Origin of the sequence: Bacillus sp. V59.32b (assembly GCF_003429085.1) — a bacterium.
In the GTDB taxonomy this organism is placed as follows: Bacteria; Bacillota; Bacilli; order Bacillales; family DSM-1321; genus Peribacillus.
The window spans coordinates 16705-41161 of the sequence record NZ_QVTC01000058.1; the positions used below are offsets into that span (position 1 = coordinate 16705).

General features: G+C 36.0%; 23 protein-coding genes and 2 pseudogenes. 16 read left to right on the top strand and 9 right to left on the bottom strand.

Features of this window, described 5'->3' with window-relative positions; genetic code table 11:
• The first annotated feature begins 11 nt into the window (after nucleotides 1-11).
• The 7 genes and pseudogenes from D0463_RS13690 (at nucleotide 12) to D0463_RS13720 (ending at nucleotide 4592) form a co-directional block, all read left to right on the top strand.
• Entirely contained in the window at nucleotides 12-365 is a 354-nt protein-coding gene (locus D0463_RS13690) for a DUF1048 domain-containing protein (protein ID WP_117307953.1), read from the top strand.
• Entirely contained in the window at nucleotides 362-694 is a 333-nt protein-coding gene (locus D0463_RS13695; RefSeq protein WP_117307954.1) for a DUF1048 domain-containing protein, read from the top strand. Before D0463_RS13690 ends, D0463_RS13695 begins: the two co-directional genes overlap by 4 nt.
• Before the next feature lie 311 nt (nucleotides 695-1005).
• A pseudogene (locus D0463_RS19940) lies at nucleotides 1006-1416 on the top strand (tyrosine-type recombinase/integrase); the annotation flags it as partial.
• Nucleotides 1417-1603: 187 nt separating this feature from the next.
• Nucleotides 1604-2245: a DUF3885 domain-containing protein gene (locus tag D0463_RS13705; protein ID WP_254052805.1), complete on the top strand. Its 642-nt coding sequence runs from the start codon at nucleotides 1604-1606 to the stop codon at nucleotides 2243-2245.
• Between the two features lie 481 nt (nucleotides 2246-2726).
• A complete protein-coding gene (locus D0463_RS19470) occupies nucleotides 2727-2891 on the top strand; it encodes a hypothetical protein (RefSeq protein ID WP_160118440.1) in 165 nt (54 codons plus the stop codon).
• Between the two features lie 213 nt (nucleotides 2892-3104).
• Nucleotides 3105-3506, top strand: a complete 402-nt coding sequence (locus D0463_RS13715; protein ID WP_117307956.1) for a cytidine deaminase — start codon at nucleotides 3105-3107, stop codon at nucleotides 3504-3506.
• A 300-nt stretch (nucleotides 3507-3806) separates the two neighbouring features.
• Nucleotides 3807-4592, top strand: a complete 786-nt coding sequence (locus D0463_RS13720) for a helix-turn-helix domain-containing protein (RefSeq protein ID WP_117307957.1) — start codon at nucleotides 3807-3809, stop codon at nucleotides 4590-4592.
• A gap of 649 nt (nucleotides 4593-5241) precedes the next feature.
• On the opposite strand, the gene D0463_RS13725 is transcribed toward D0463_RS13720, so the two are convergent.
• Nucleotides 5242-5490, bottom strand: coding sequence for a hypothetical protein (locus D0463_RS13725; RefSeq protein WP_117307958.1), 249 nt, complete (start codon nucleotides 5488-5490; stop codon nucleotides 5242-5244).
• Between the two features lie 892 nt (nucleotides 5491-6382).
• On the opposite strand from D0463_RS13725, the gene D0463_RS13730 reads away from it, so the two are divergent.
• From D0463_RS13730 to D0463_RS13745, 4 genes are all read left to right on the top strand, one after another.
• Entirely contained in the window at nucleotides 6383-7618 is a 1236-nt protein-coding gene (locus D0463_RS13730; protein ID WP_117307959.1) for a Vps62-related protein, read from the top strand.
• 429 nt (nucleotides 7619-8047) lie between these two features.
• A complete protein-coding gene (locus D0463_RS13735; protein ID WP_117307960.1) occupies nucleotides 8048-9433 on the top strand; it encodes an alkaline phosphatase in 1386 nt (461 codons plus the stop codon).
• Between the two features lie 94 nt (nucleotides 9434-9527).
• Nucleotides 9528-10190 (top strand): DUF4352 domain-containing protein, encoded by a 663-nt coding sequence (locus D0463_RS13740; RefSeq protein WP_117307961.1) that lies wholly within the window; start codon nucleotides 9528-9530, stop codon nucleotides 10188-10190.
• Nucleotides 10191-10400: 210 nt separating this feature from the next.
• Nucleotides 10401-11846: a DEAD/DEAH box helicase gene (locus D0463_RS13745; RefSeq protein ID WP_117307962.1), complete on the top strand. Its 1446-nt coding sequence runs from the start codon at nucleotides 10401-10403 to the stop codon at nucleotides 11844-11846.
• A 296-nt stretch (nucleotides 11847-12142) separates the two neighbouring features.
• Here D0463_RS13745 and D0463_RS13750 read toward each other — a convergent pair whose 3' ends face one another.
• The 5 genes and pseudogenes from D0463_RS13750 to D0463_RS13780 all read right to left on the bottom strand — a co-directional run bounded on the left by D0463_RS13750 (nucleotide 12143) and on the right by D0463_RS13780 (nucleotide 17948).
• Complete coding sequence (locus D0463_RS13750) at nucleotides 12143-12589, bottom strand: PTS sugar transporter subunit IIBC family protein (RefSeq protein WP_216824903.1); 447 nt, start codon at nucleotides 12587-12589, stop codon at nucleotides 12143-12145.
• Nucleotides 12590-13333: 744 nt separating this feature from the next.
• Entirely contained in the window at nucleotides 13334-14986 is a 1653-nt protein-coding gene (locus tag D0463_RS13765; RefSeq protein ID WP_117307964.1) for a hypothetical protein, read from the bottom strand.
• A 26-nt stretch (nucleotides 14987-15012) separates the two neighbouring features.
• Nucleotides 15013-15876 carry a DNA adenine methylase gene (locus tag D0463_RS13770; protein WP_117307965.1) on the bottom strand — a complete coding sequence of 288 codons (864 nt, stop codon included), beginning with the start codon at nucleotides 15874-15876 and terminating at the stop codon, nucleotides 15013-15015.
• 334 nt (nucleotides 15877-16210) lie between these two features.
• A pseudogene (locus D0463_RS13775) lies at nucleotides 16211-16697 on the bottom strand (DinB family protein).
• 78 nt (nucleotides 16698-16775) lie between these two features.
• Nucleotides 16776-17948: an MDR family MFS transporter gene (locus D0463_RS13780; protein WP_117307966.1), complete on the bottom strand. Its 1173-nt coding sequence runs from the start codon at nucleotides 17946-17948 to the stop codon at nucleotides 16776-16778.
• Between the two features lie 117 nt (nucleotides 17949-18065).
• Here D0463_RS13780 and D0463_RS13785 point away from each other — a divergent pair, with 117 nt between their 5' ends.
• Nucleotides 18066-18611: a CGNR zinc finger domain-containing protein gene (locus tag D0463_RS13785; RefSeq protein ID WP_117307967.1), complete on the top strand. Its 546-nt coding sequence runs from the start codon at nucleotides 18066-18068 to the stop codon at nucleotides 18609-18611.
• Nucleotides 18612-18816: 205 nt separating this feature from the next.
• Entirely contained in the window at nucleotides 18817-19536 is a 720-nt protein-coding gene (locus D0463_RS13790) for a YebC/PmpR family DNA-binding transcriptional regulator (RefSeq protein WP_117307968.1), read from the top strand.
• Nucleotides 19537-19905: 369 nt separating this feature from the next.
• Here D0463_RS13790 and D0463_RS13795 read toward each other — a convergent pair whose 3' ends face one another.
• Nucleotides 19906-20328, bottom strand: a complete 423-nt coding sequence (locus D0463_RS13795) for a VOC family protein (RefSeq protein ID WP_117307969.1) — start codon at nucleotides 20326-20328, stop codon at nucleotides 19906-19908.
• 282 nt (nucleotides 20329-20610) lie between these two features.
• On the opposite strand from D0463_RS13795, the gene D0463_RS13800 reads away from it, so the two are divergent.
• Nucleotides 20611-20997: a general stress protein gene (locus D0463_RS13800; protein WP_117307970.1), complete on the top strand. Its 387-nt coding sequence runs from the start codon at nucleotides 20611-20613 to the stop codon at nucleotides 20995-20997.
• A gap of 79 nt (nucleotides 20998-21076) precedes the next feature.
• Here D0463_RS13800 and D0463_RS13805 read toward each other — a convergent pair whose 3' ends face one another.
• Nucleotides 21077-21598, bottom strand: coding sequence for a hypothetical protein (locus D0463_RS13805; protein WP_117307971.1), 522 nt, complete (start codon nucleotides 21596-21598; stop codon nucleotides 21077-21079).
• A gap of 240 nt (nucleotides 21599-21838) precedes the next feature.
• On the opposite strand from D0463_RS13805, the gene D0463_RS13810 reads away from it, so the two are divergent.
• Nucleotides 21839-22252, top strand: a complete 414-nt coding sequence (locus D0463_RS13810) for an RDD family protein (protein ID WP_117307972.1) — start codon at nucleotides 21839-21841, stop codon at nucleotides 22250-22252.
• Nucleotides 22253-22577: 325 nt separating this feature from the next.
• On the opposite strand, the gene D0463_RS13815 is transcribed toward D0463_RS13810, so the two are convergent.
• Complete coding sequence (locus D0463_RS13815) at nucleotides 22578-23174, bottom strand: NADPH-dependent FMN reductase (RefSeq protein WP_117307973.1); 597 nt, start codon at nucleotides 23172-23174, stop codon at nucleotides 22578-22580.
• A 341-nt stretch (nucleotides 23175-23515) separates the two neighbouring features.
• On the opposite strand from D0463_RS13815, the gene D0463_RS13820 reads away from it, so the two are divergent.
• The gene (locus D0463_RS13820; protein WP_117307974.1) at nucleotides 23516-23971 is read left to right on the top strand and encodes an SRPBCC family protein; all 456 of its coding nucleotides are present in this window, start codon (nucleotides 23516-23518) and stop codon (nucleotides 23969-23971) included.
• Nucleotides 23972-24457: the final 486 nt, after the last annotated feature.

Consider the following 24457-nt stretch of genomic DNA (forward strand, 5'->3'; position numbering starts at 1 on the left):
AGGATACTACAATGAACTTTTTAGAAAAAATAACTGGCAGCGACATGACTAAAGAAATGAAAGGTTTTGAAGCACGAGCAAAAGTCTTGCCAGCTGAATATCAAACTGCTTGGAAAGAAATTATAAACAATCTCTGGATTCACGGAGATTTCACCGGTCGAAATCTAATGCCGATTCTGGAAAGTGCTCTTGAACTGCTTGAAGTTACATCAGCTGACGGTCAGAGCGTCGAAGAAGTACTAGGAGATGATATTAAAGACTTCTGCGCAGCGCTTGTTGGTGACGAAGGCGCAAAAACTTATCGAGACAAATGGCGTGTCCAACTCAACAAGAACGTAGAAAGAAAATTAGGAGGGCTGAAGTGAGTATTAAAAAAATTATCGAAGGAAAAAAAGAGTGGAGAGCGCATGTTTCACGTGTCAATGAACTTCCACAAGATTATCAAATTGTTTATAAAGAGATCCAAAAATATCTCTTCAAGGTCGGGCCTGTAGAACTAAACGAAGGTATCGGACTACTTACGGAAATTCTTAGCTTCTTTGAAGAATCCGCAGCTGCTGGGAAAGATGTGCTTGAAGTAACAGGAACAGACGTTGCTGCTTTCTGTGATGCGCTGATCGGAGATTCAAAAACTTACTCGGATCTCTATCAAGAATCGGTCAATGAACAAGTCAATAAGGCAATGAAAAAATAGAAAAAATATATCTTGATGGCATAAGTCTATCGAACTGTTGCCTAAGTCCAGGTGGTCAAGTAAAGGTCAAGTAACCATCCAAGTCAATAAATTTGATATAGACCAAATGGAAGTACCCGAAATAACGTCCGTTAGATTTTAAAGATGAATTTATTGTGTAGAGGGTGCAAAATTTGAACAAGAAGATCGTCAATTTGGCGGTCTTTTTCTATGAAATTCAAATGGATGTAGAAGATAACATGAGAATTTAGACATTAAAAACCTATGGCTTTCAATATAATCTGTTATTAAGATTTTTTGGCGATATTAATATGAATGATCTTTACAACAGAGAAACTCAAAAGCTATTTAATTGAAGTGGGAGAACATTTAAAACCGTCTAGTCTAGGGCATCGGGTTCGTTGTATTCGATCACTTTCAAATGGACATATGATGAAGGTTTCATTTCCAAGAATCCAGCTACTAAATTAAAGGAATCAAAGATGGGCAAAAGAATCCCAAAATTCCTTTCAGAACTTGAAATAGAACATCTTAGGGAAGCGTGCCATATCCCCATGGAAAATGCATTATTTTAATTTATTTATTCTACCGGTTGTCGTATTGGAGAAGTTGTAAAACTCAATCGAGATGATATTTGCTTCTCCACAAATTCTGATATTGTACATGGAAAAGGCGATAAGGAAAGAGAAGTGTACTTCAATACTCGCTGCTCTTTTTGGCTACTTCAAGAGGTGCTCCGTTGTTGATCATGTGAGTCGCCGCCATATAGTTGAGTAATTCACTTTCTATATATATGGATAATTATGTTAAATTATATAGGGGATATTGTGAAGAATTGTACTTAAAGTAACGGGGCAGGTTAGTGCAATAAAAAAGGGCAAACATAAAGAAACTTAATGAGGTGCAGATATGCTTTTAAATGACTATATGAATGAGAATTTCCCAAACTTAAACCTCAGACCACCCTTGTTCTATAACTGGGAAATTAGCATACGGTTCGAATTAGGAATTGAGTGGAGTAGAGAATACAATTACGAAAACATTCCTTATGTACAGGGAGTTTATAAAAGGGCTGTCACGTTATTTGAATCCTTACATTCACAAGATGAGGAAATTTTTGTTGTAGTAGATGTGAATGATTTTGGAGGTAGAAAAGCCTATAAGCACAAAGCAAGGCTTTTTGCTCCCTATGTCTATGAAAAATCAGTCTTATACAAATTGAAGCATACAAAAATGCCTTATATTTTCCCAGAAGAGGATGAGGACGGAATTTATAAAACGCATAGGTTTACTCTCAAATGCAAAGTATCTGATTTGAAATACATTGCGTTGTTAAAAGCAATATGCAATAAGGATTTAGGAATCCAGCCAAGTGTTTTTCATAGAATATATTTTTTAAATATCAAAAGAAAAACCATTTTTCATGTTTACGATGACAGGGGTTGTGATTTACTGGCTACTTCGCCTGAAGTCATAAGGAATATTTATAATAAATACAACGATTGGATATTAGATTACGACAGAGATGAAATAGATAAGGTATTTAAATAAGGAACTTTCCTTGTTGAACTAACGGGTGCGATTGTTCAATAAGAGCAGTCGCTTTTTTCTTATTCAAGTAACGGGCAGAAGAGTTTAATAAGTGAACGGGGGATTATATTGCCTGTATATAAAATGTCATTATTTTGTGTAGCCTTCAATATAACGTTTAGTATAATGAGTTTTTTGACTAACAATTTTGATGTTATTTTTCTACGAATTTTAAGTATTGGTATTTTTTTCTTACCACAAATGGTGACATTTTGTGGAGTTCTTTTAGGAATAGGTGCAATTGTGTTAAAAGAAAATTTCATCAAATCAATCATTTCGATCGCATTAAATATTGCTTATATTTTTGCATATTACTATGTTTTGGAAAACTATTAGCAGTATTATTGCAACATCAGTAGTGCTTTTTTCTTCTTCAACTAACGGGTGCAAGAGTTGAACAAGAAGTTGCGGTTAAAACATATTCATAGGGGAGTTTAGAATAATGCTTGAACTTGTTAAAGAAATATACTCACCTAGTAAGGCATATAAAGTGGAAATTAATAAACGTTTGAGAGATGGGCTTTTAAAATTGACGTTTATTTTTGGGATAGTGACTGGGAAACTTGGCTACAAAAGTCTACTGCCTTTTCACTTACTGACAACTTAAACAGTGCAATGGCAATTGCTAATGAAAAACTGAAGGTTTATTCAGGCGAGATAATTGAATAGATATGTGAACCATTTCACTTAAGCTAACGGGTGCTTTACCTCAATAAGGAATAAGGCTTTTTTCCAGTTCAACTAAAGGGGGTTAGTTGTAGAACCCTATTTAAATTGTGTTAAAGTAATTTTAGCGATAAATGATTATGGGGGAAGAAGAATGAACATTGAACAAAGACTGTATCAAGCTGCTATCGAACTGATTGAAAAAAGATACGCTTCTGGATGGGGCGGTGCAGCAGCTATGTATACCGAAGATGGTAAAATCTTGACAAGTGTTGCTCCAGAGGTCATCAATGCATCAACAGAATTGTGTATTGAAACTGGTGCAATCCTTGAAGCACATAAGCTTAACACAAAAATTACACATTCTGTTTGTGTTGTAAGAGATGACGAAAATGCTGAATTTAAAGTTTTAACTCCTTGTGGGGTATGTCAAGAAAGACTCCTTTATTGGGGTCCCGATCTAAAAGCAGCTATTAGTAACCCAGATGAGAGCCTTGTATATAAAACACTGAAGGAAATACAACCATTTCATTGGTCTAAAGCCTATAATATTTAACATTCTTCTTCGACTAACGGGTGCTTTGATCCAAAAAGGATTAGGCCCTTTTTTGTTGAAGTTATTGTACAAACGGGCCATTTTGTGGAATAAGTGAACTAACGAAGGCAGGTAAGTTCAAAAGGAAAACTTGATACTCTCCCTGTGATTCAGATATAGGTTGGATGGGTAATTATTTTGCTAAAATACACGATATAACACAGTTGCAACCGTAAGTTGACAAAGTGCATTAGCCATAAGATAGAACTCAATGTAATGTTTTAATACAATTTAATTATCAAAAGAAAGGAGTTCATTTTAATGACATTTGGTGAAAAACTTTTTAAATTAAGAAAAGAAAAAGGACTTTCTCAAGAGGCTTTAGCTGAAAAATTAAACACGACAAGGCAGGCAATAAGTAAATGGGAAAATGGTCAGGGGTTTCCTGAAACTGAAAAACTTCTAACGATCGGAAACATTTTTGAAGTTTCTGTTGATTATTTGCTAAAGGATACGATTAAGCCAAGTAATGATAATGAAGAAGGATATTATGTAAGCAAAGAAATGGCAGAAGGGTATTTGTTATCTGAACGCAAAACCTTTAACTATATTGCTTTAGGGTTTAGCTTTATTACTTTAGCCTTTATACCATATTTGGTATTTAAGGATCCAACAATTTATACACTCCTAATCATTATAATTGCTGCATTTGGGGTTGTGTCTTTTGTGTCAGCAGGGTTTATAGAAGAAGATCGATATAAAATTCTTAAGAAAGAGGCTTTGTTGTTTGACCAAGACTATCTTAAAGAGCTAACAAGGAGATACGAAGATATTAAGACGAAGTATGCTGTTGGAATGATCATTGGTGTTTTTTTACTCGTAGGAGGTGCAATACCTTTTTTGTTCGAAAGAAAAGATATAACTTCCGGGGATTTAGTACCTTATTTCCCAGTTTGTGTGGTTTTGATTGCTTTTGGTTTCTACATTTTCATTCGCACCTTATCAATACTGGAGGCATATAAACTACTGGCGAAAAATGAGGAGCATATTAATCGGATAGGTTTTAAGCTTCTAAAGAAAGTGAGAAAAAAGGTGGATGATCTTTAATAGGGTGTTTTTCTTGTATCTATGTTTGGTTTCTTTGTTTGCACTTATAGGTATATTGGGAATCATCAGTAAAGGAGATTATAATCTATTTCTGCAGTTTTCTTTCGGATTGTCAATCTTCAAGATATGGGCGCTTTAATTGAGGAAGGATCACAGAAATGATCAAACTTTTTTATAAAGAATGATCCAATTAAATATATTAAGAGCGTGTTTTGATCAATCTTTTGTTCAAACACGCTCTTTCTTTTTGTACATTTATCAAGGTTATTAGTATGAATTTGATCAAACATTATTCAAAAGCAACATATTATGTGTAACTGATATTCACATATCCGATATCTCACTACTTTAGTTAATTTGACTAATTTTCATCAGTTGGAATGATCCCCATTTTTTTGTATTCTTCTACGACCTTCAAAGATTGTTCACGTTCTTTTTTATCAATTCGTTAGAGACAACAATTTCATCCACTATCTTTTTAAATTCCATAGTTTCCATTAGGATTTTCTCCTCTTTGTTCTTTAAGGACAAATATTCTATGCTAAACTCTCTTTTCCTTCTTCAACTATCCTGCCAGTTAGTTGAAAAAGAAAATAGCCACCTATTAACTGGCAGCCGGAACTCAAAGTAAACACCCATCAGCTTAATATCAATTCTTAAAATCAGCTACATTCCAATTCCATTTCGCATTGATGGTGTCCATAAATTCTTGAATTTTTTCTTTTGATAAGTCTTTTTCTCCGTTTAACTTATTCGCATAGGATTTTAATACCCAAGTTTCGTCATAAGGCTTTTCTGGTGCTTTCCATTGGACACCGAACCTATAATCCCTTGCATCTATCGTTACTTCAACTGAAAGTATATTATCTCCGTGTAATATGAAATGTCGCATCTCCATTTTGCCTAACACCTCCATTAACAGTTTAACATATATATCCATTCTCTTATTGAACTAACCTGCTCCGTTAATACATTAAGCACAGCTTAGCAATTATGTATAAATATAAGCATCTATACACTTCCGTTTTAAGTAATGATTCAAAGTGATTAATAAACATATCGCCAAAACATACATCATTTAAATGCCAGAAACAAAAAGCTGCCTCTTTTAGATTTTTACGCCACAGTTAAACACATATATTTGTTTGTGGCAAATGGTGTAATCACCCTTGACAAAAGGATTTTCACTACAAATTTGGTCTGGACCTAGATAATTGTTATTTTATCTAGATGAAAAGAGGCGCACCTCTTTAATAAGGAAAGCATTTTCACACTAAAGAATAAATTTTCCTGGAATAAGAATTTATCGATTTTAAGTGTAATGGCTTTCATTTTCTCATTAGCTACTATTTTGCTCATTATGTTGAATAGATGCTGTTTAAAGAAATGAATTGTCTAGTTCTTACAACTTCTCTTCAAACTTCTCTCGAAACCTTTAAATATTCTCCCAGAAAGATACTTCAAGGGATGTTATTACTTAATCTTTGCGTACAAACGGGCTATAGTATATTGTTCATCTCAGTGTTTTTAATGAGAGTTATATAACTTAGCAAGAATGTATTTGATGTTTCAATATTCAATCCATCACAGTGCATCCAGTTACTGAACCATTTCCCTATGCTAGCGCAAAACATATGAAAGAATATTTGATTACATGTTAAGTTTTATGAAATAACAATTTATTTTATTTATTAGTTCTAGTAGATTTTTCCCGAAATAGAATGAGTATTGCGCAACTAAATATCATCAGATGAAGCAGTTGCAGTCGAAATTATTCAAGGGGGAAATGTATGGTATTAATTCAAGAAGTATCAACTGCTCCAATAAGCGAAGCGAAATTTGGAGATCTTATCATTTCATTCACAGGACAATTTACACTAAGGTGGAACGATAAAAAGAGTGGTGGGGATCATGACGTTTCTTTCTATCATCCTGTTTGCAAAGAGGGGTTTTTTCCTCTAGGATCGGTTGCGGTTGGCAACTATGATGATATTAATAATATTGCAGCAGTAATGTGTGTGAAAGCTGCCCCAAACACGAATGCACTGGCTCATCCTGTAGATTACAATTATATATGGAACGACAGTGGCTCAGGAGCTTCAATGGATGGATCATGCTGGAGGCCTGTCCCGCCTGATGGATATGTCTCACTGGGAGATGTTTTCGTAGGGAATCACGATAAACCTTCTTTAAGTGATGTTGTGTGTGTGAGAAGAGACTTAACATATTCAGGAGCTGTGGGTGACTGGATTTACGATGACTCTGGCACAGGAGCACACGATGATTTTAGTGCATACAAAATCACTGTTGCAGGCCAGTTGTATGACGATGATACTGGTTTGTTTGCACCGATCACTTTCATTGGCAATAACAGTCATGATAGACCTCAGACGATTCCCAGCATCCTAAGATTAACCTTGCCCACTACAAAATCAAATGATCCTGTTGCACCTATTCTAAATGGTAAAGCTTCACCTTCAAAGTCCACACTTCCATTCCTGGATAGAGAAGTAATCATTCCTATGACCAGTGTAAATGATAATGAGTTTCCAGTAAGCTGGCGGCTGCAAAATAGTCCTTTTTATTACATGCAGCGGGAAAATCTTTATAACCTGATAGCTTTTCAAGATAATGAAACCTCTGATAAAGCAACTTTGAAATATGAGTATAAGTCAGGAATTGATAAAGAAAATTCTAAATCTTGGAGCCAAAAAACAGGGATTGAAGTATCCGCGGAATCAGGAATTTCATTGTTCGGGGCTGAGGGCAAAATTAGTTGTACGGTCAGCGTAGAGCTTGGATTTGAGGGAAGTTCCAGTATCCGAGAGTTTACAGAGGAGACCATCTCCAGTGAAGTTCCCGTTGCTTCAAAAACTGCCGTTGCGATTTGGTCATCTTCTTATAATTTAAAGGTTTTGCGTGGAGACAGGAGCCAAGTAGGTCCGCCTCTAACATTCAAAACTCCTAGTGTGGCCATCTCGCAATATCCGAACTTGACAGTCACAATGGTCCAACATTCTATTTAAAACGCAAGTAAAAAATAGATTTCTTGCAAGTAATTGAGTCCTTTTCCCCGACTATTACAAAAATAATGAAATTCTTTCTGTCTGGGAATCGGATGCATTGCCTAAAGCAAAGAGCTGTCATCGTGGCAGCTCTTTGCTTTTTTCAGTAACGATAGTTTAATAAGGATGTCATGTACAGTTGTAGTTTTTTTTATCATTATCCATAAAAACAAAACAAAGGGGATTTAAACATGAAAAATGTCCTTGTTGCAATAATACACAGGTAACTTGAGTTAAATAGGAAAATCCACTTACATACTTATTTATAAAAGCCCGATCTTATTTACCTTAAGTTAATAGAAATTTACACTCCCTTAACGGTAGATCAATAGTTTTTGAGTATAGTTAAATCTGTTGTTCAATAAAACCTACTTTAGGGGGGAATTATAAGTGTTTAAAAATAGATTCACTAAGAAGATTCTGCCCGTAGCAGTTCTTTCAGCAGTTGCTATTGGGAGCTTGTTTGGAACTTATTCTAATGATGATGTACAAGCAAAAGCTGACAATAATAATAAAAATCCTAAGATTAAGAACGTTATTTTCTTAATCGGTGACGGGATGGGCGTTTCTTATACTTCCGCTCATCGGTATTTGAAGGATAATCCTTCAACACCAGTTGCTGACCGAACAGAATTTGATAAATACCTGGTAGGACAGCAAATGACTTATCCTGAAGATCCAGCACAAAATGTAACAGATTCTGCTTCTGCTGCTACCGCGATGTCTGCTGGTGTAAAAACATACAACGCAGCAATTGCTGTAGATAATGATAAATCTGAAGTGAAAACAGTTTTAGAGGCTGCGAAAGAAAAGGGTAAAGCTACAGGTCTTGTAGCTACATCTGAAATAACGCATGCTACCCCTGCATCATTTGGTTCGCATGATGAAAACCGAAAAAATATGAATGCAATAGCTGATGACTACTATAATGAAATGGTTAAAGGAAAGCATAAGATTGATGTTATGCTCGGTGGCGGCAGTTCAAATTTTGTCCGGCCTGACCGAAATCTTCCTGAAGAATTCAAAAAAGACGGTTTTAGCTATGTTACAAATAAAGAACAGCTTTTCAAGGACAAAAATGACCAGGTGCTAGGTTTGTTTGCTACTGGCGGTCTTCCGAAAATGATTGACCGTACAGAAGAAGTCCCTTCACTCCAAGACATGACAACGTCAGCAATCAATCGGTTAAGTAAGGACAAAGATGGTTTCTTCTTAATGATCGAAGGAAGCCAGATTGATTGGGCAGGCCATGATAATGACATAGTGGGTGCAATGAGTGAAATGGAAGACTTTGAAAAAGCGTATAAAGCAGCCATCGAGTTTGCTAAAAAGGACAAGCATACTCTAGTTGTCGCAACTGCTGACCACTCAACAGGCGGATATTCAATCGGCGCAGACGGCATCTATAACTGGTTCGGCCAGCCAATCAAAGCCGCTAAACGCACACCTGATTTTATGGCAAACGAAATTGCGAATGGCGCAGATGTTGAAAAGACGCTAAAAACTAATATTGATCAAAAACTATTGGCATTAACTGCCCAAGAAATACAGTCAGTCAAAGATGCTGCTGCTACTAAAAAGGTTACGGATATCGACAATGCAATTGAAAATATCTTTAACAAGCGCTCCCATACAGGCTGGACAACAGGCGGACATACTGGTGAAGACGTGCCGGTGTATGCATTCGGTCCATATAAAGAGCGTTTTGCAGGACAAGTGGATAACACAGACCATGCAAAAATTATCTTTGATATTTTAGCTAACGGTAACAAATAATTAATATGAAAAACCGATGCTAAGTAAAAGAGTCCCGTTGCTATAAACAGCAACGGGCACTTTTTCTTAAGGGCATAGAAAGGGAGGGGTTACCGTGAAAAAGCTTATCTATCTCTTTATTTTACTCATCGCCCTGTCTGGCTGTTCAACAGGAAACAATGCCGATAATAGAGCTGAAGAGAATAAGGAGGTACAAAAAGAACAAACAGAAAAAGTCGACCCAAAAGTCAAAAACGACGCTTATGTACCAAATCCCCAAGTAACTGATGACCGTGATCTTGTGAAAATAGATCAAACAATCTCGGATTCAAAAGGAGAGCTAACTTTAAAGGCTTATAAAAAGGTTGATGAAACGCTCCAAGTTGGCCCTATTGAAATGAATATAAAAAATGTAAAAGTCATGCACTTCGTTCCCGATTACAGCATGATCGACTTTTTTCATGCATATACCCATGAAGAAGAATTTGATTTTGTTAAAGTTGAAGTCGAGGTTAAAAATACGTCAAAAGATTTGGTGAAGTTTACACCAATTGCTGCTCTTAAGATGAACAGTGGCGAATACAAAACATTTGAAGACGATATTTACCTGGAAGAATTGACAGGAGACCTTGAAGCGAACGGTGTGAAAAAAGGAAATATGGGCTTCATTTTAAATAAAGCTCAACAGGTTAGCGGCATTGAATTGTTAACGAGCGACGCTGTCGGTAAAGAGGGCAATATTATAGAAAAAGGACAAAATCTAAAGATCGATTTGTAATCAAACGCTCATTGTTATGGCAAATGCGCGCTACAAAAATAATCAAAACCTAAGGACCAAGGCGAATGGTCCTTTTTGTTTTGATGTAAATAAAAAGCCGAATGTCAGGCATTTCAAGTATAATGAACTATAGTCAGATTTTGCATATGATATTTCTCCTGGGAGAATCCTATATATAAATCGGATAATACAAAAAAACGAGGTACATACATGAGTGAAAGAAGTTTTGAGGATTATAAATTAAGCGATGAAATAAAAAGAGCACTGGCTTTGTTAAAATACGAAACTCCAACAGAGGTACAGAGTAAAGTAATACCAGCAGCAATGGAGAATCAGGATCTTGTAGTGAAATCTCAAACAGGCAGTGGCAAGACGGCATCCTTTGGTATACCTATTTGCGAAATGATTGAATGGGAGGAGAAGTCGCCGCAGGCATTAATTCTAACCCCAACCAGGGAGCTTGCAGTGCAAGTTCGCGAAGATATCACGAATATTGGCAGGTTTAAACGGATTAAAGCGATGGCCGTTTATGGAAAAGAACCTTTTGCGAAACAAAAGGAAGAATTGCAACAAAAAACGCATGTTGTCGTCGGTACACCTGGACGTGTGAGGGACCATATCGAAAGAGGAACCCTGGTTTTAGACAAAATAAAGTATTTGATCATAGATGAAGCGGATGAAATGCTTAATATGGGTTTTATCGATGAAGTAGAAGCGATTATACAAGAGCTCCCTTCAAACAGAGTAACGATGGTATTTTCTGCAACCCTGCCTAAAGATGTGGAGAATCTCTGCCATAAATATATGAACAATCCTCTAAATATCGAGATTGCTTCTACCGGGATCACGACGGATACAATTGAACATGCTTTAATCGAAGTGAAAGAACAAGAGAAGATTTCTCTGCTTAAAGACGTCACGGTCATTGAAAACCCGGACAGCTGCATCATTTTTTGCAGAACCAAGGAACATGTCGATACCGTATATACCGAATTGGAAGAATCCAATTATTCTTGTGAAAGACTCCATGGAGGATTAGAACAGGAAGATCGGTTTGCGGTTATGGATGGCTTCAAAATGGGGAATTTCCGATATCTTGTCGCCACCGATGTAGCTGCGAGAGGAATTGATATTGATAATGTAACACTTATCATCAATTATGACGTTCCCATGGAAAAAGAGAGCTATGTCCATCGAACAGGAAGAACCGGGCGTGCCGGCAATAAAGGAAAAGCGATTACGTTTGCGACACCTCATGAAGGAAAATTCGTGAAAGCCATTGAAAGATACATTGGCTTTGAGATACCTACAAAGGAAGCTCCAAGAGATGAGGAAGTTGCAAGAGAAAGAGCCGCTTTCGAAGAAAAAATCAGCGGCCGTCGAGTCGTGAAAAATAATAAAACGGCCCGAATCAACCAAGATATCATGAAACTCCATTTCAGCGGCGGTAAAAAGAAGAAGCTTCGAGCTGTAGATTTTGTTGGTACGATTGCGAAAATTCCTGGAGTAACAGCAGATGACATTGGAATTATAACTATCCAGGATACTTTGTCATATGTAGATATTCTTAATGGAAAAGGCTCGCTCGTCTTACAAGCCATGGAGAAAGCAACAATCAAAGGAAAGAAGCTGAAAGTGAGCAAAGCGATTAAGTAAAGACATTTTGGGCTCTAGGATCTAATTCCTTTTTATATATTTTTGGGGGAATAGACCTTTAGACCTTTAGACCTTTTAGCCGGATAGAAATGTCCTAAACAATGGCTGCTTAACAAACAAGCCGGAGTTCCTTATGTTAAGGAAATCCGGCTTTAGTTCTTATTTAGAGTGGTAAAAAATCCACATTAAATGAGTATTTTCTTAAAAAAGTATTCTTATCTTTCCTCTAATCATTAAGTAATTGAGCAAGACTAGGATCATCTATATAATTTCCTATAGTAATGATTTTTTTATCCTTATGGGATAATCTCTCTATCTAATAAGTCTTTATGAACAACGATTATATCAGAATCCTGAGGTACATCTTCTATTCTGTAATGTTTTACTTCAATATCAGTAATATTTTTCTTTTGCAGTCTTTTTCTAAATGTTGTGGCACCTAAGGCACTACTTCCTGCACCTGCATCGCAAGCAAATGAGATTTTACTGATTTTATTAGTATTTACATGATTGGTAGATGCATTTATAATTTGTTTGCCCTCGGATTTCATAGATTTTGATCTTTCTATTGAGATCGTGAAATCTTCTTCCTCAATCGTTTTTTTATCCAATTTTAATATGATGGCTGTTACGATGAAGGATACGATAGTAGCAACTAGTACCCCTAAGATGATTCCTGAAAAATTCCCTTTAGGTATTAACGCTAAATATGCGAATATGGAACCAGGGCTTGGTCCTGCCACACAAAAGTGATATTGTCTCCTTTAAGTAGACATTCAAAAAAACTTTCATGATACCATGGAGTGTTTAATGCAAAATAAAAGTACAGAGATATGCGGGGGATTTATGCACAATCCCAATGTATAAAAAATAGGCTTGCCAGCACTATAAATAACCTCTACTGTTTGGATTGACGAGATCTTAACAGTTGGGGGAATTTGAAAGGATGCTAGCAATGCCTGAAGTTAATATATCAAACATCTTAGAGATAACTAAGATCTAACCATTAACGAGATTGCCAAAAAGACAGGGAGGAATTGGAGGACAGTAAAGAGATATGCGGATGGGGATGTCCCGCTTGAACGTCTTCCTTCAAAGAATCGGGGGATGATGTACGAAGAAGGTTATGGGGAGATCGTAGATATTTGGATGGAGGAGGACATGAAGCTCAAGCACAAAGACAGAAGAACAAGCAAGAGAATGTTTGAGCAACTCCGGGACTAACATGGCTTTGAGGGTGTAGAGTTATGTAGTATAATCTTGTTCAAACACATTTAAGAAATCTTACCTCACTGTAATTCTTAGTTGTATAAAAAATAAGTGGATGTGTGTCTTTAAAAGTAATTTTATCAACGAAACCAGTAGTATGTCTGGTTTCGTTGATTTTTGCTGAATAAATTCCTATTGATTTAACCAGAATGGTCAGAGGTGTCTGGGAAATTGAAATTTGTTTAAATAACTCCATATCTTTCCACTTTATTAAGACATCAGGTTAAAGTTTCCTTTATAATAGAATCATATATATGTTCTAAATAAGGACTTAGATTATTAAACATGACTTGTATATCATCATTCGATATAGATACATCAAAATAGTGAACACTTTTTTGTAGTATATCTACTTTATTTGTAGCTTCTTTTCTGCCTTTTACAATATGTTTAACAAAAGTCCTAGGATTGGCATGTTCAATTTTATTACAATAAGAATCGATCAATCCTTTTAAAGATTGACTTTTATCCTCTATTGTTTTATTGTCATCTTTCATTACTTTTCGAGCATATAGTCTAAATGAATACTCAAGGAACATACGACTTACAATATTTATGAAAAAAGAGTACCTACTATTTTTGGCCTCAGATGTCAGAAAAAGTATTAACGATTCTATCTTTTCTGAATTTTCAATAGGAAGCTGGTTGTAATATTTTTCAAGGAACTTTTTTGACAGAACCGTTTTAGAAGGCTCTATGGATACAGATGGTTTTCTTAATTTAAGTATTAATTTAAGGTCATCCTGCCAATAAATCTGTTCTTTCGATTTATCCATATAATATTTAAATGTAATGAAGTATTCACCCGGATGATTATTAGGCTGAATAATTCCATTTACAATATTTAGATCTCGACATTCGATTTCCAATAGTTCACTCTTAAATTCTTTTTCTTCATCTATAATTTCTAGCTTTTCTTTCAAATGAAGCGTTTGATTTGTAAAATAGTTAAGATTTTCATTTGTTAATTTAAATTTTAGTGAGCTACTAGGTTCGTCACTCTCTGTATCGGTCTTAATTTTAGGATTATCTTCTTCAGTAGTGCTTTTCCTATTACCCGGATTTCTTTTATCACCAATATTTTCATTAATAATTAATGGCAACAAAAAGTTTTCAACATCCCTTGCCTTGTTAAACAATCTCGTTAAAGGTACCTGTCGTTTTTCTCCTTCAATAGCACTTCTTTCAATTAAGTTATTAATTATTTGAATTTTTTCTTTAGTAAAAGTAGATTTATCATTAACATCAATTGCTAATGCTTTTTTAACATCTCTATTATTAAAAAATCTTTGAATAGTAGTAAAAGGCATTTTACTTTGTACATTTTCATGTAAATATTTCTCAGTTAACTCTGAAATTATTAATTCGACGGTGGGCTTATTTTTTTGGCGATTAATAAAAGCCTGTTTTTCTTTAGCTGACCACTTTTTTAATCCTCTACCCTGGTCTTCTCCAGAATGCACTCTTTCCATAATGAAAAATGCTTCCTTTTCATCGGTTACAAGACAATAGATTTTATTAATATCAACACCTGGGGATGATTTCTTTAATTTTTCAATCCTTTGTTTAAATACTTTATCTATATTGTCCAGTATTGATGGATTTTTCAGCATCTTTAAACTAGCTATTCTTCTATTTCCTTCATAAACAATATATTTTTCTATTTCTGTATCATATACAAGGACAGGAAGATTTGAACCTAGAATCCCATTTTCATATATGTCCTTTGCAAGGTTATACATGTAAGTAGACCCAACTCTTTCAACTAACTTTTTTAGAACATCAATTTCATTTACTCCAACTTCATGTCTAGGGTTCTCTGCATAATTAATGATATTATCTATATCTACTTCTTCATAAAATCTTGTCATATAGAAAAGGCTCCTTTAGATGATAGTTAATTATGTATAATATTTATCAATTCACTTTCATTCTCTAAGCGACTTAACTTTTTTGAAAAAAACATGAATTCTTGCCCACTCTTTTTAGTTTGCAATGTATAGGAGAGACTAAACGCAATACTAGAGTTTTTTGAATAGATTTGCTTAATTTCACTGCTGGTATCATATGTTACTATCCATTTTCTATTGCTTAATAAAGTGTTTATTGTTTTTGCTAAATTCTCATGATCGCCATGATTATAAAAATTCGTATATAACCCCTGGCCTTTTTTGTAATAAGGAGGATCAAAAAAAGTAAAAGAATTTCTCGTTTGTAAAATATCATTTTGAATAAATTCCATAGCATCAATATTCTTAATAGTGATTACTTCTCTGTAATTCGCAATTTTTTGTATCTTTTCAATAAGTGTATCTTTATTAAACCTACAATCAATTTTATATTGTCCATTTTGATCAAGACCACCTATCGGACCTGCTTTATCAACTATTCCCGACCGGTTTGTTCTATTTAAAAAAAAGGTCGAAAATCCAACCATTAAAGGGTCATGGTTATAAATATTTTCTCTAATACTTTTTTGATTATGCCATTCATCTATTGTTACCGGGGTCTCTATTACTAATTTTATAAATTCATCCGTATTATTTAAAATACTAGTCCAAAATGAATAAATCGAGTAATCATAATCATTAATAATCACCTTTTTCACAACATTATCAAACAATAATGCTAATGAAATCGCTGAACCACCTGCAAAAGGTTCAATATAAGTTGAACAATTATTATATTCAACTAATTCTTTAATGAAATTATAGAGTTTATATTTTCCGCCAGGATATCTCAGTGGGGACGGATTAGCCATGTAAGTTCACTACCTCTTCCAATCTGGGTTTAACCTATTTTACTACTAGTATGACATATATTCCACATTTTAAAAAACAAAATCTAACAACTTTTTACAATTTTTTTGAAAGATGCAAAATTCATTAAGTGTTAACAACCTATACTTTCACTATAGTCACATTGTAAGCAAGAAATAATACAGAAGAGGTATTCTTCTGGAACAATCCTTTTTTCTAACATTCGGTTATTTATCTTGCCGTTAATTTCCAACAATAATAATTATTATAATATTCTTATTTGTCTTTCCTATTGTAATAGATAATAATAGAAAAAAGAGTACCTAAAAGAGTAACCTAATCCCAAATATCCGGTCGTTCAACACCCGCTGTTCTTAAGTAAGCTAATAACTGTCCAGTATGTACGGCTTCATGATAAAGAATACGAAGTAAAAAATCACCTAAAGACCTAATATAACCAGTGTATCCCTTTTGCAAACAGTTCAGATCTATCAAACTTAATGTTGCTTAAATCTGTTTCCTTTAAAGCCGCAATAGAATCGAGGAATTCTTTATGATATGGATTGGCAAATTCAAGTAAGTCCTCAGTGTTATTTAAAAATACGCCCTTAAATGGAGATTCAAAGTTTGCTATACTGCCACGATGGATAATAATCTGGTGATAAGAATATTCGGCAGCCAGGATGTGATGCATCATCTCTAAACACGACAATGCATCGGGATCAGGCTACCAATTTAAATATTCTGTGGGAACAGGCCTCCAGACCTTTAGACTTCTTCTTACTTCTTCAAGATTCAACACGATTAAATCAATGGAATTCATATGTATCTCTCCTTTCATTCCTTTCGAATCAAGTAGAAACGAATCATCTAGAAAAAAATGAATAGTTTCCTTTTTTATTCAGATGTAGTGACTAGAGCATTCTTTTTTTTCTGCTTTGCTAAGGAGAATCATCATTAAGGCGCCTGACATCCCAATTACAGCAACCAACATCCACGGGAGACCTATCCAACCGTTTATATCTAAAAGCAACGGACCGACAAAGCTTCCAATCGATGCCCCAATCCCGAATGAAATCTTGGATAATCCAAAATAAGTTCCTGCGGAGCTCCCGTTACTATATTGAGCCACTTTAATGTCGGAAGAAGGCAGGACCAACGTTTCTCCAATAGTAAAGATAAGTACACAAAATATCACCCACCACTTATCAGGAAAGAACCAACAGAAAAACAGACCGGTTGCCATTACGACCATCCCTCTACTTATCAAGAGCAGGGGTTCATACGCATCGAATAAACGTCTTAGAAGGAACATCACCAGTAATCCGCAAAGGGCGTTTGAAGTGACGACATAGGAAACATCGGCCTGCGAATCGGTAATCTTAAACATGGCTAAAGGAAACATAACGGTTAGTTGGCTATACATAAACCAGAAAAAAACCATAATGCTATTAAAATATATAAAATTTTTGTCCTTTAAAACTTCAGTAAAATTTGTTTGTATTGATTTTGTATCAGTTGGCATCTCAAATTGATTGCGATATATAAAAATGAAAACACTGATAATGAAATATAGTAAACTCCCGAATAAAAAGGGCAAAGCGGGTTCTACTTGTATTAACAGTCCTCCGATTAAGGGGCCAATTATCGCTCCGGCATTCAATGCTTGATTGTAATATGTAAATCCTGTTTTTCGAATTTTCTCATCTTGTTTGCTAAAAAGTGCACCTACTGCCGGTTCATATAGAGCCGTGCCCAACCCGGTTAGAGCTGCGGCTAAAGTAGATCCTATAAATGAGTCAGAAAAAGAAAAACATATAAATCCCAGAGCTCTTAAGGTCATTCCAGCCATCATTGAATACGAGTAACCAATTTTGTCAGCGATAATTCCACAGAAAAAAGGAAGCACCCTGGAGGTTATCATTAAAACGGTTAATACAGTCCCCACCTGGATAGCGGTAAATTCCAGGTGTTCGGATAAATAAATAGCTAAAAAGGTAAAGACAGCAAACGTTCCAAGATTCATTAGAAATGTGGCAACGAGTAATAATTGAAGAGGCCGATTCAAAGACATTTTATCCACGCCTTTCTTGTAACCGTTTAAAAAGTTTAGTGGTTAACCTTTTTCTGTTACAATGATATGGTAAAATCAACATAAACGCAACCATTAAAAAAGTTAGGTGGTTATCAAATGAGCCATAAACCTGCACCCGGTGATTTAGAGATTATTAGTAACTTACTTAATACGTGGTCCATTCCTAATGAAACAAGAAAAGCTACAGATTTTCTAAATACAAAGCAAGACCTTGTACAATTTTTGAAAATGAACAAGATCTCACCAGATATAAAAGTTGATATAACAGAACTTAAAACGTTTAGAGGGGATATCCGAAAAGCTATAGAGGAACAAAACGGTGAGTTTATCCTTCCGTGGCTTAACCTATATTCAGTAAAAGTAGGTTTAGAGGTTGAAAATAGAGTTCCAAAGACGGTAAATGTACCAGTTGCTGAAAACCATTTAATCAGTAAATTGCTATGTGTAGTTGTCGATGCAATTTCCTTGAGCCAATGGAATAGATTAAAAGCTTGTCCCGATTGTCGCTACGTATTTTATGATCATTCTAAAAATGGAAGTAAAAAATGGTGCGGGATGTATGCGGAAAGTTCAGAGGGACGGGCATGTGGCACCATTGATAAAGTCAAACGATATAGAGAACGAAATAAAGCAAAAGTCTAAGCGTACATGGAAAAAAGAAGTCTTCCTATTAATTAGGTATTGTGATGCTTCTTTTTGATTTTGGGAATGATCCATTTGATGTATAATATAAGCTAGTTAATGGATTGTACGAACTTCATATCATTCTTTTAAAAAATGTTGAAGAAGCGCTTAGTTCATATTAATATTTCCTTGTAGATCCAAAGTGGAAAGAGAGTGAAGCAGGATGGGCCGTAAGTGGAACAATATAAAAGAAAAGAAAGCGTCAAAAGATGCTAATACGAGTCGTATATATGCAAAGTTTGGACGCGAAATTTATGTAGCAGCCAAGCAGGGTGAACCGGATCCGGAATCAAACCAGGCTTTAAGAGTCGTGCTCGAGCGGGCAAAAACTTACAATGTTCCGAAAACGATTATTGACCGTGCGGTTGAAAAAGCGAAGGGCGGTTCAGAAGAAACGTATGACGAACTTCGTTATGAGGGCTTTGGGCCAAGTGGATCCATGGTAATCGTCGATGCACTGACAAATAACGTGAACCGGACTGCCTCGGATGTACGGGCTGCATTTGGCAAAAACGGCGGCAACATGGGCGTCAGCGGATCTGTTGCCTATATGTTTGATGCCACAGCTGTCATCGGAATCGAAGGCAAATCTGCAGATGATGTACTTGAACTATTAATGGAAGCCGATGTAGACGTACGTGACATACTAGAAGAAGAGGAAGCGGTCATCGTTTATGCAGAACCTGACCAGTTCCATGCGGTTCAAAAAGCACTTAAGAACGCTGGGGTCACAGAGTTTACAGTTGCAGAGATTACAATGCTTGCACAAAATGACGTAACACTTCCAGAAGATGCACAAGCGCAATTTGAGAAACTGATTGATGTATTAGAGGATTTAGAAGATGTTCAGCAAGTGTACCACAACGTGGATTTAGGTGAATAATGCATGAAAGCAGACCTTTTTTAACAAAAGGTCTGCTTTTTTTAAAATTAAAGCTCTGTTAAACGATAATGTTGTTTTTGGGAAGGGAATCTGCGAGACTCCTCGAAAATGCATACGCATTTTCTCGTGCGGTGTCTATTCAAGGATGATGAATCAACGTCCTGCGGAAAAACGGGCTGGCAAGACCCCGCAGCGAGGTACGAGTGAGGAGGCTTGCCAGTTCGTCCGCGGAAAGCGAGTAGATTCCATGACCATTTGAAAATCAACAATGGAATTTAACAGAGCCAAAATTAAAGAAAGTATAACTTTTTTTAATCTTAAAAAATGTTCAGCTATGCGGGATTAATTATCCAAATTCAAGAGCTATTCTTAATCCTGAATTTGAGCGGCTGCACTTTCATCCATATACATGACTTCCCAAAGATGTCCGTCTATATCCTGAAAACTCCTTACGTACATAAAGCCATGGTCCATCGGGTCATTGGATACCTTTCCGCCAGCTGCCAGGGCCTTATTGACAATCTCATCAACTTCTTCCCTGCTTTCAGCAGATAATGCCAGAATTACTTCTGTACTTTTTGTGGCATCCGAAATTTCTTTTTTGGTAAAAGTTTTAAAAAAGTCTTCAACCAACAACATGGCAAATATATTCTCGCTGATGATCATACAAGTTGCATTTTTATCGGTGAATTTGGGGTTAAATTCAAAGCCTATTTCAGTAAAAAACTCGATGGATTTATTCAATTCTTTAACCGGCAAATTCACAAAAATTTTATCCGCTTGAATGGCCATAATAGTCACCTCAGAAATTAGTTTTTTAACTAAACGTAATCAGAATGACCCTCCTTCCGAGAAAGTTTGGCAGTCGATATCGTAGCACGCACACTAAATGATGGTTTCTCATCGATGGCTATTTTTGGAAAAAAATTGATTGATGAAAAGATTCATCTCACCTATATTCTCCAGTAATTACCTGATTCCCTTCTTCAACTTTCTCGTTCCCTGAATAAAGTGGGTTTATAAAGAATCACAACGGGTTAAAAGACAGTAAAGTACGAAAGGTGGAGGGAGAATATGGATAGGAATGTGTATGGAGTATTTGATAGCTCTGAAGAGGCGATGAATGCCATTCGAGAGCTAATGGAAAGAGGATTTAAGGGAAGCGAGTTCACGGTTATTGCCAGGGATGAAAAAGACATTTCGTTCACTAATGATGACCAGTATATAGATGTCCAAGCGATTACAACTCACACCGAAGAAGATGATTCCTTCGTAGACAAAGTCCTGCGGTACTTTAAGGATGTTGAAGACAATCTTGAGGATAATTTAACGGGTAACGGTTTATCGGAAAGGGAAGCAAAAAGGTACGCAGCCAAAATTGACTCGGGGAAAATCGTTGTTTTGGTTAATGGAGACAAAGAAGAAGAGTTTGGATCTACCCTTGCTGGAACCAGCGGATAATCCAGATGTTGTATAATGATGGCAACAGTCTAGCAAAAAGAGCCGGCACTCGGCTCTTTTTGTTTTTCCGTATTCAAAATTATTTCACCGGTTCAAGTAACGAGGTTGGAAGATAACCTTCTTTTCCGGAGTCCAAAGTTTTAACCTTGGTGCGGATTAAGTCTCTTTCGAGTACCTCTACTTCGCTGTCTTTTTTAATGCTCTCAACCTGATTATCTTTTTCTATATTTTCAACACCTTTTAAATCATTCACTTCTATTAGTTGGTACAATTCATCATAAGCTTCAGGAGTTAAAGCCAAATAGGCATCCTTTTCGACTTTAGCTGTATCTCCATTTTGAAGGGTGTTCTCTTTTATCTTCTGATCTCCTTCCTTGTAAGTATCCTTCATGTTCTGAACGATACCAGGAGTCTCTTCTTTTACCGTATCAGAAAGCTGCTCTGCACCTTCCTTTACTTGGCCCGCAGCTTCTTCCGCTTTTTGCTCAACCTGTTTAGTAGCCTGTTCCGTTTCTTGAGAAATATCTTCACTGCTGCATCCTGAAAATAGGAGTAAGCCCATACTAAGGGGGATAGATATATATCTGGCAGACAAATTCATATTTTCATCCTCCTTGCCTTTTATAATTAAGTTACCACTTGAATTCGAAAATAAACTTAAATTACCAAAGAGGGTTGGTCACTCAGTGAGAAGCTGGTAATAAAAAGCAGATTGATAACATATAAATTTATCAGTGTGTCCAGATCCTTTCAAATCTTTCAAATTCTATATTACAAGTATAAAAAAAGTTTGGTAGGAAAGTAAATGGAATGATAGATAAAAAGTAGGGGGAAGAAGTATATGACGAATCCGGCTGGATTTTGGAGAAGATTATTGGCTCTTATATTAGATGGAATTATTATTGCAATACCCTTTGGAGTGATCAGTTATTTAATCACAGGGAATTGGAATCGGAATGATGATACTTTTGAAAGCGTGGTAAATTTTGTGTATGCCTTGATTATACCGATTATTTGGCATGGATATACAGTGGGTAAGAAAATCATGGGAGTGCGGATTGCGAAAGAGAACGGAGAAAAATTAGGTTTTGGAACGATGTTAATGCGAACCTTCGTTGCAGCTCTTGTTTATGTTTTTTCCTTTGGTATTGCTCTCATAGTCAGTGCATTTATGGTAGGGCTGCGAAAAGACAAAAGAGCGTTACATGACCTGATGGCAGGAACGTATGTCACCTTTGATAAACCGCAAGCTTGATAATTTCCTCCAAAATGAAAATTGGATGCCGTTCAATGGAATTAAGATATGCTTAAAAATATAGAAAAGGTTAAAAAGGATAAAACAAAGGGGGCTGTCTAAAAAGTCCATTTAAGATTAAAATGTACCAAATTAAAAACCCAAGAATGCTGATTTAACAGTATTCTTGGGTTTTGCTTTTATCCAGATGTCAGCTGATTTCTACTTTCGGGACAGCCCCTTTTTTCTTTCAGGTTTATCATACTTGTTACCTTCATATTATTATCTAGCGCGCAAAAAAGGGGATGAATAAATCATCCCCTCATTTACTTATATCTGAAAAGTTTTATCGTAAAGTCTTCAATGCGCCGCTCCAAGCGAGTACTTGGTCCAGCATTGCATTCATATTGTCTGCGTGTAAATCAGCCGGTTTGAACACACTGAAGTTTTCAAAATCTGTGAACAATGACAATGTTGGGTGTACACGAACATCCGCAACTTGCAATTCTGCCAAGATTCCACGTAAATGTTCAGCTGCACGGGCTCCGCCTGTTGAACCATAGCTTACGATACCTGCTGCCTTATTGTTCCATTCATCACGTGCTGAATCCAGTGCATTTTTTAATGCTCCTGTAATGCTGTGATTGTATTCTTGGACGATAAATACGAATCCATCCAGGCTGGCAAGTTTTTCTGACCAAGCTTTCAATCCTGGTTCTTCACCAGTTCCTTCTCCTAGAAATGGTAATTTGAATTCTGCAATATCCACGATTTCATAATTTGCATCTCCACGTTTATTAGCAAAATCCTTTACCCAATCTCCTACTTGCGGGCTTAAACGTCCTTGACGTGTGCTTCCTAAGATAATTCCAATATTTAATTTTTCCACTTGTTTTTCCTCCTCATTAGTTGATCCACCAAATAATTTCTTTAAAAATCCCATGCTGCACCCCCTTTAATGTCTGTATTCTGTATTCTCTATTTGGAAAATATTTCAGATTACCTTCAACTAAAATATTTTGAATACGAGACAATGCTACTCCGATAAATCTCTTTTGTCAAACGATTGATTTATATGTAGGTTCACCTAGTTCTTTTGATTAATACGTTTTTTAATTAGAAGAGGCAAATCTTGTTGTAACGATGCGAAATCGCGTGAAAAGCTTCATTATCTGAATCTGCACCCATCGACGAGATTTATCAACGATGGATCCACAAATACGAACACAATCGAATAGAAACGTTGGGTGAATTGAAAAATATACTTGAGGAGGAAAAGAATAAATGACAAAATCAACATTCGTCTATGTGACTTATATTGCAACCACACCGGAGAAACTATGGGAAGCATTGACAAGCAGCGATTTTACCAAAAAGTACTTTTTCGGAGGCAAAATTCAATCCGATTGGCAGGAAGGTTCAAGCGTTATCTATTCGCGGAATGGGCAGGTCGTCGATCACGGGGAAATATTAAAGTGTGAGCCGTATCGTTTACTTTCTTTTACATGGAAAATAGAAGGAGACGATACACCCCGCGAACGTCCCACAAAGGTTACTTTTGAGTTAAAACAAATGGAAGCTACGGTAAAGCTAACGCTTAAACATGAACATCTGGTGGATGCTGATTACGCTGAAGACAACGATACCTTTAGGGGCTTAAATAATGGATGGCCGGCCATTCTAAGCAACTTAAAAAGTCTGCTCGAGACTGGAAACACCTTGCCACCCATTTCAATCTAAACTCTAGATGACAAATCCTATTACAATACCTAATCAGTTCATTTGATCCGACTTAAGGACATATGGAAATTTTTATCAACCAAAGGGAGGGAGGACTATAAAGTTCTCCCTCCCTTTAAAATATTAACTTAAAGGCGATTGATTAAAGCGTAGCGATAGTTACTTTTCGTTTTCATTATTTTCCGGAACCTCAGGTGAGTTCCTGAACAGGCCAGCCATAAAGTTTGTTAATTTCTTTTGTAACCTGATCTAAAAATTCATCCGATAATAAAGGTGAAGGTAAGGTCTCCTTGAACATAAAATTCTGGTCCCTCCTTTTAAGAAATGACTGAAAATATTGTTCGCAAATTTTGCTATTTTAAACATTGAAAACAATCTATGTTTGTAATTTAAAAATAGGCTCATCCCCATAACTGGTGGTTTAATATTGATTAACGTAATATCTCAGTTAATTTTGCAACAAAGTTGATTGGCGAGGATATGCGA

What these genes read in the sequence shown, in the direction of transcription:
- D0463_RS13690 (WP_117307953.1), top strand. Translation starts at nt 12, where the DNA reads ATGAACTTTTTAGAAAAAATAACTGGCAGCGACATGACTAAAGAAATG.
- D0463_RS13705 (WP_254052805.1), top strand. Translation starts at nt 1,604, where the DNA reads ATGCTTTTAAATGACTATATGAATGAGAATTTCCCAAACTTAAACCTC.
- D0463_RS19470 (WP_160118440.1), top strand. Translation starts at nt 2,727, where the DNA reads ATGCTTGAACTTGTTAAAGAAATATACTCACCTAGTAAGGCATATAAA.
- D0463_RS13715 (WP_117307956.1), top strand. Translation starts at nt 3,105, where the DNA reads ATGAACATTGAACAAAGACTGTATCAAGCTGCTATCGAACTGATTGAA.
- D0463_RS13720 (WP_117307957.1), top strand. Translation starts at nt 3,807, where the DNA reads ATGACATTTGGTGAAAAACTTTTTAAATTAAGAAAAGAAAAAGGACTT.
- D0463_RS13725 (WP_117307958.1), bottom strand. Translation starts at nt 5,490, where the DNA reads ATGGAGATGCGACATTTCATATTACACGGAGATAATATACTTTCAGTT.
- D0463_RS13730 (WP_117307959.1), top strand. Translation starts at nt 6,383, where the DNA reads ATGGTATTAATTCAAGAAGTATCAACTGCTCCAATAAGCGAAGCGAAA.
- D0463_RS13745 (WP_117307962.1), top strand. Translation starts at nt 10,401, where the DNA reads ATGAGTGAAAGAAGTTTTGAGGATTATAAATTAAGCGATGAAATAAAA.
- D0463_RS13765 (WP_117307964.1), bottom strand. Translation starts at nt 14,986, where the DNA reads ATGACAAGATTTTATGAAGAAGTAGATATAGATAATATCATTAATTAT.
- D0463_RS13770 (WP_117307965.1), bottom strand. Translation starts at nt 15,876, where the DNA reads ATGGCTAATCCGTCCCCACTGAGATATCCTGGCGGAAAATATAAACTC.
- D0463_RS13780 (WP_117307966.1), bottom strand. Translation starts at nt 17,948, where the DNA reads ATGTCTTTGAATCGGCCTCTTCAATTATTACTCGTTGCCACATTTCTA.
- D0463_RS13785 (WP_117307967.1), top strand. Translation starts at nt 18,066, where the DNA reads ATGAGCCATAAACCTGCACCCGGTGATTTAGAGATTATTAGTAACTTA.
- D0463_RS13790 (WP_117307968.1), top strand. Translation starts at nt 18,817, where the DNA reads ATGGGCCGTAAGTGGAACAATATAAAAGAAAAGAAAGCGTCAAAAGAT.
- D0463_RS13795 (WP_117307969.1), bottom strand. Translation starts at nt 20,328, where the DNA reads ATGGCCATTCAAGCGGATAAAATTTTTGTGAATTTGCCGGTTAAAGAA.
- D0463_RS13800 (WP_117307970.1), top strand. Translation starts at nt 20,611, where the DNA reads ATGGATAGGAATGTGTATGGAGTATTTGATAGCTCTGAAGAGGCGATG.
- D0463_RS13805 (WP_117307971.1), bottom strand. Translation starts at nt 21,598, where the DNA reads ATGAATTTGTCTGCCAGATATATATCTATCCCCCTTAGTATGGGCTTA.
- D0463_RS13810 (WP_117307972.1), top strand. Translation starts at nt 21,839, where the DNA reads ATGACGAATCCGGCTGGATTTTGGAGAAGATTATTGGCTCTTATATTA.
- D0463_RS13815 (WP_117307973.1), bottom strand. Translation starts at nt 23,174, where the DNA reads ATGGGATTTTTAAAGAAATTATTTGGTGGATCAACTAATGAGGAGGAA.
- D0463_RS13820 (WP_117307974.1), top strand. Translation starts at nt 23,516, where the DNA reads ATGACAAAATCAACATTCGTCTATGTGACTTATATTGCAACCACACCG.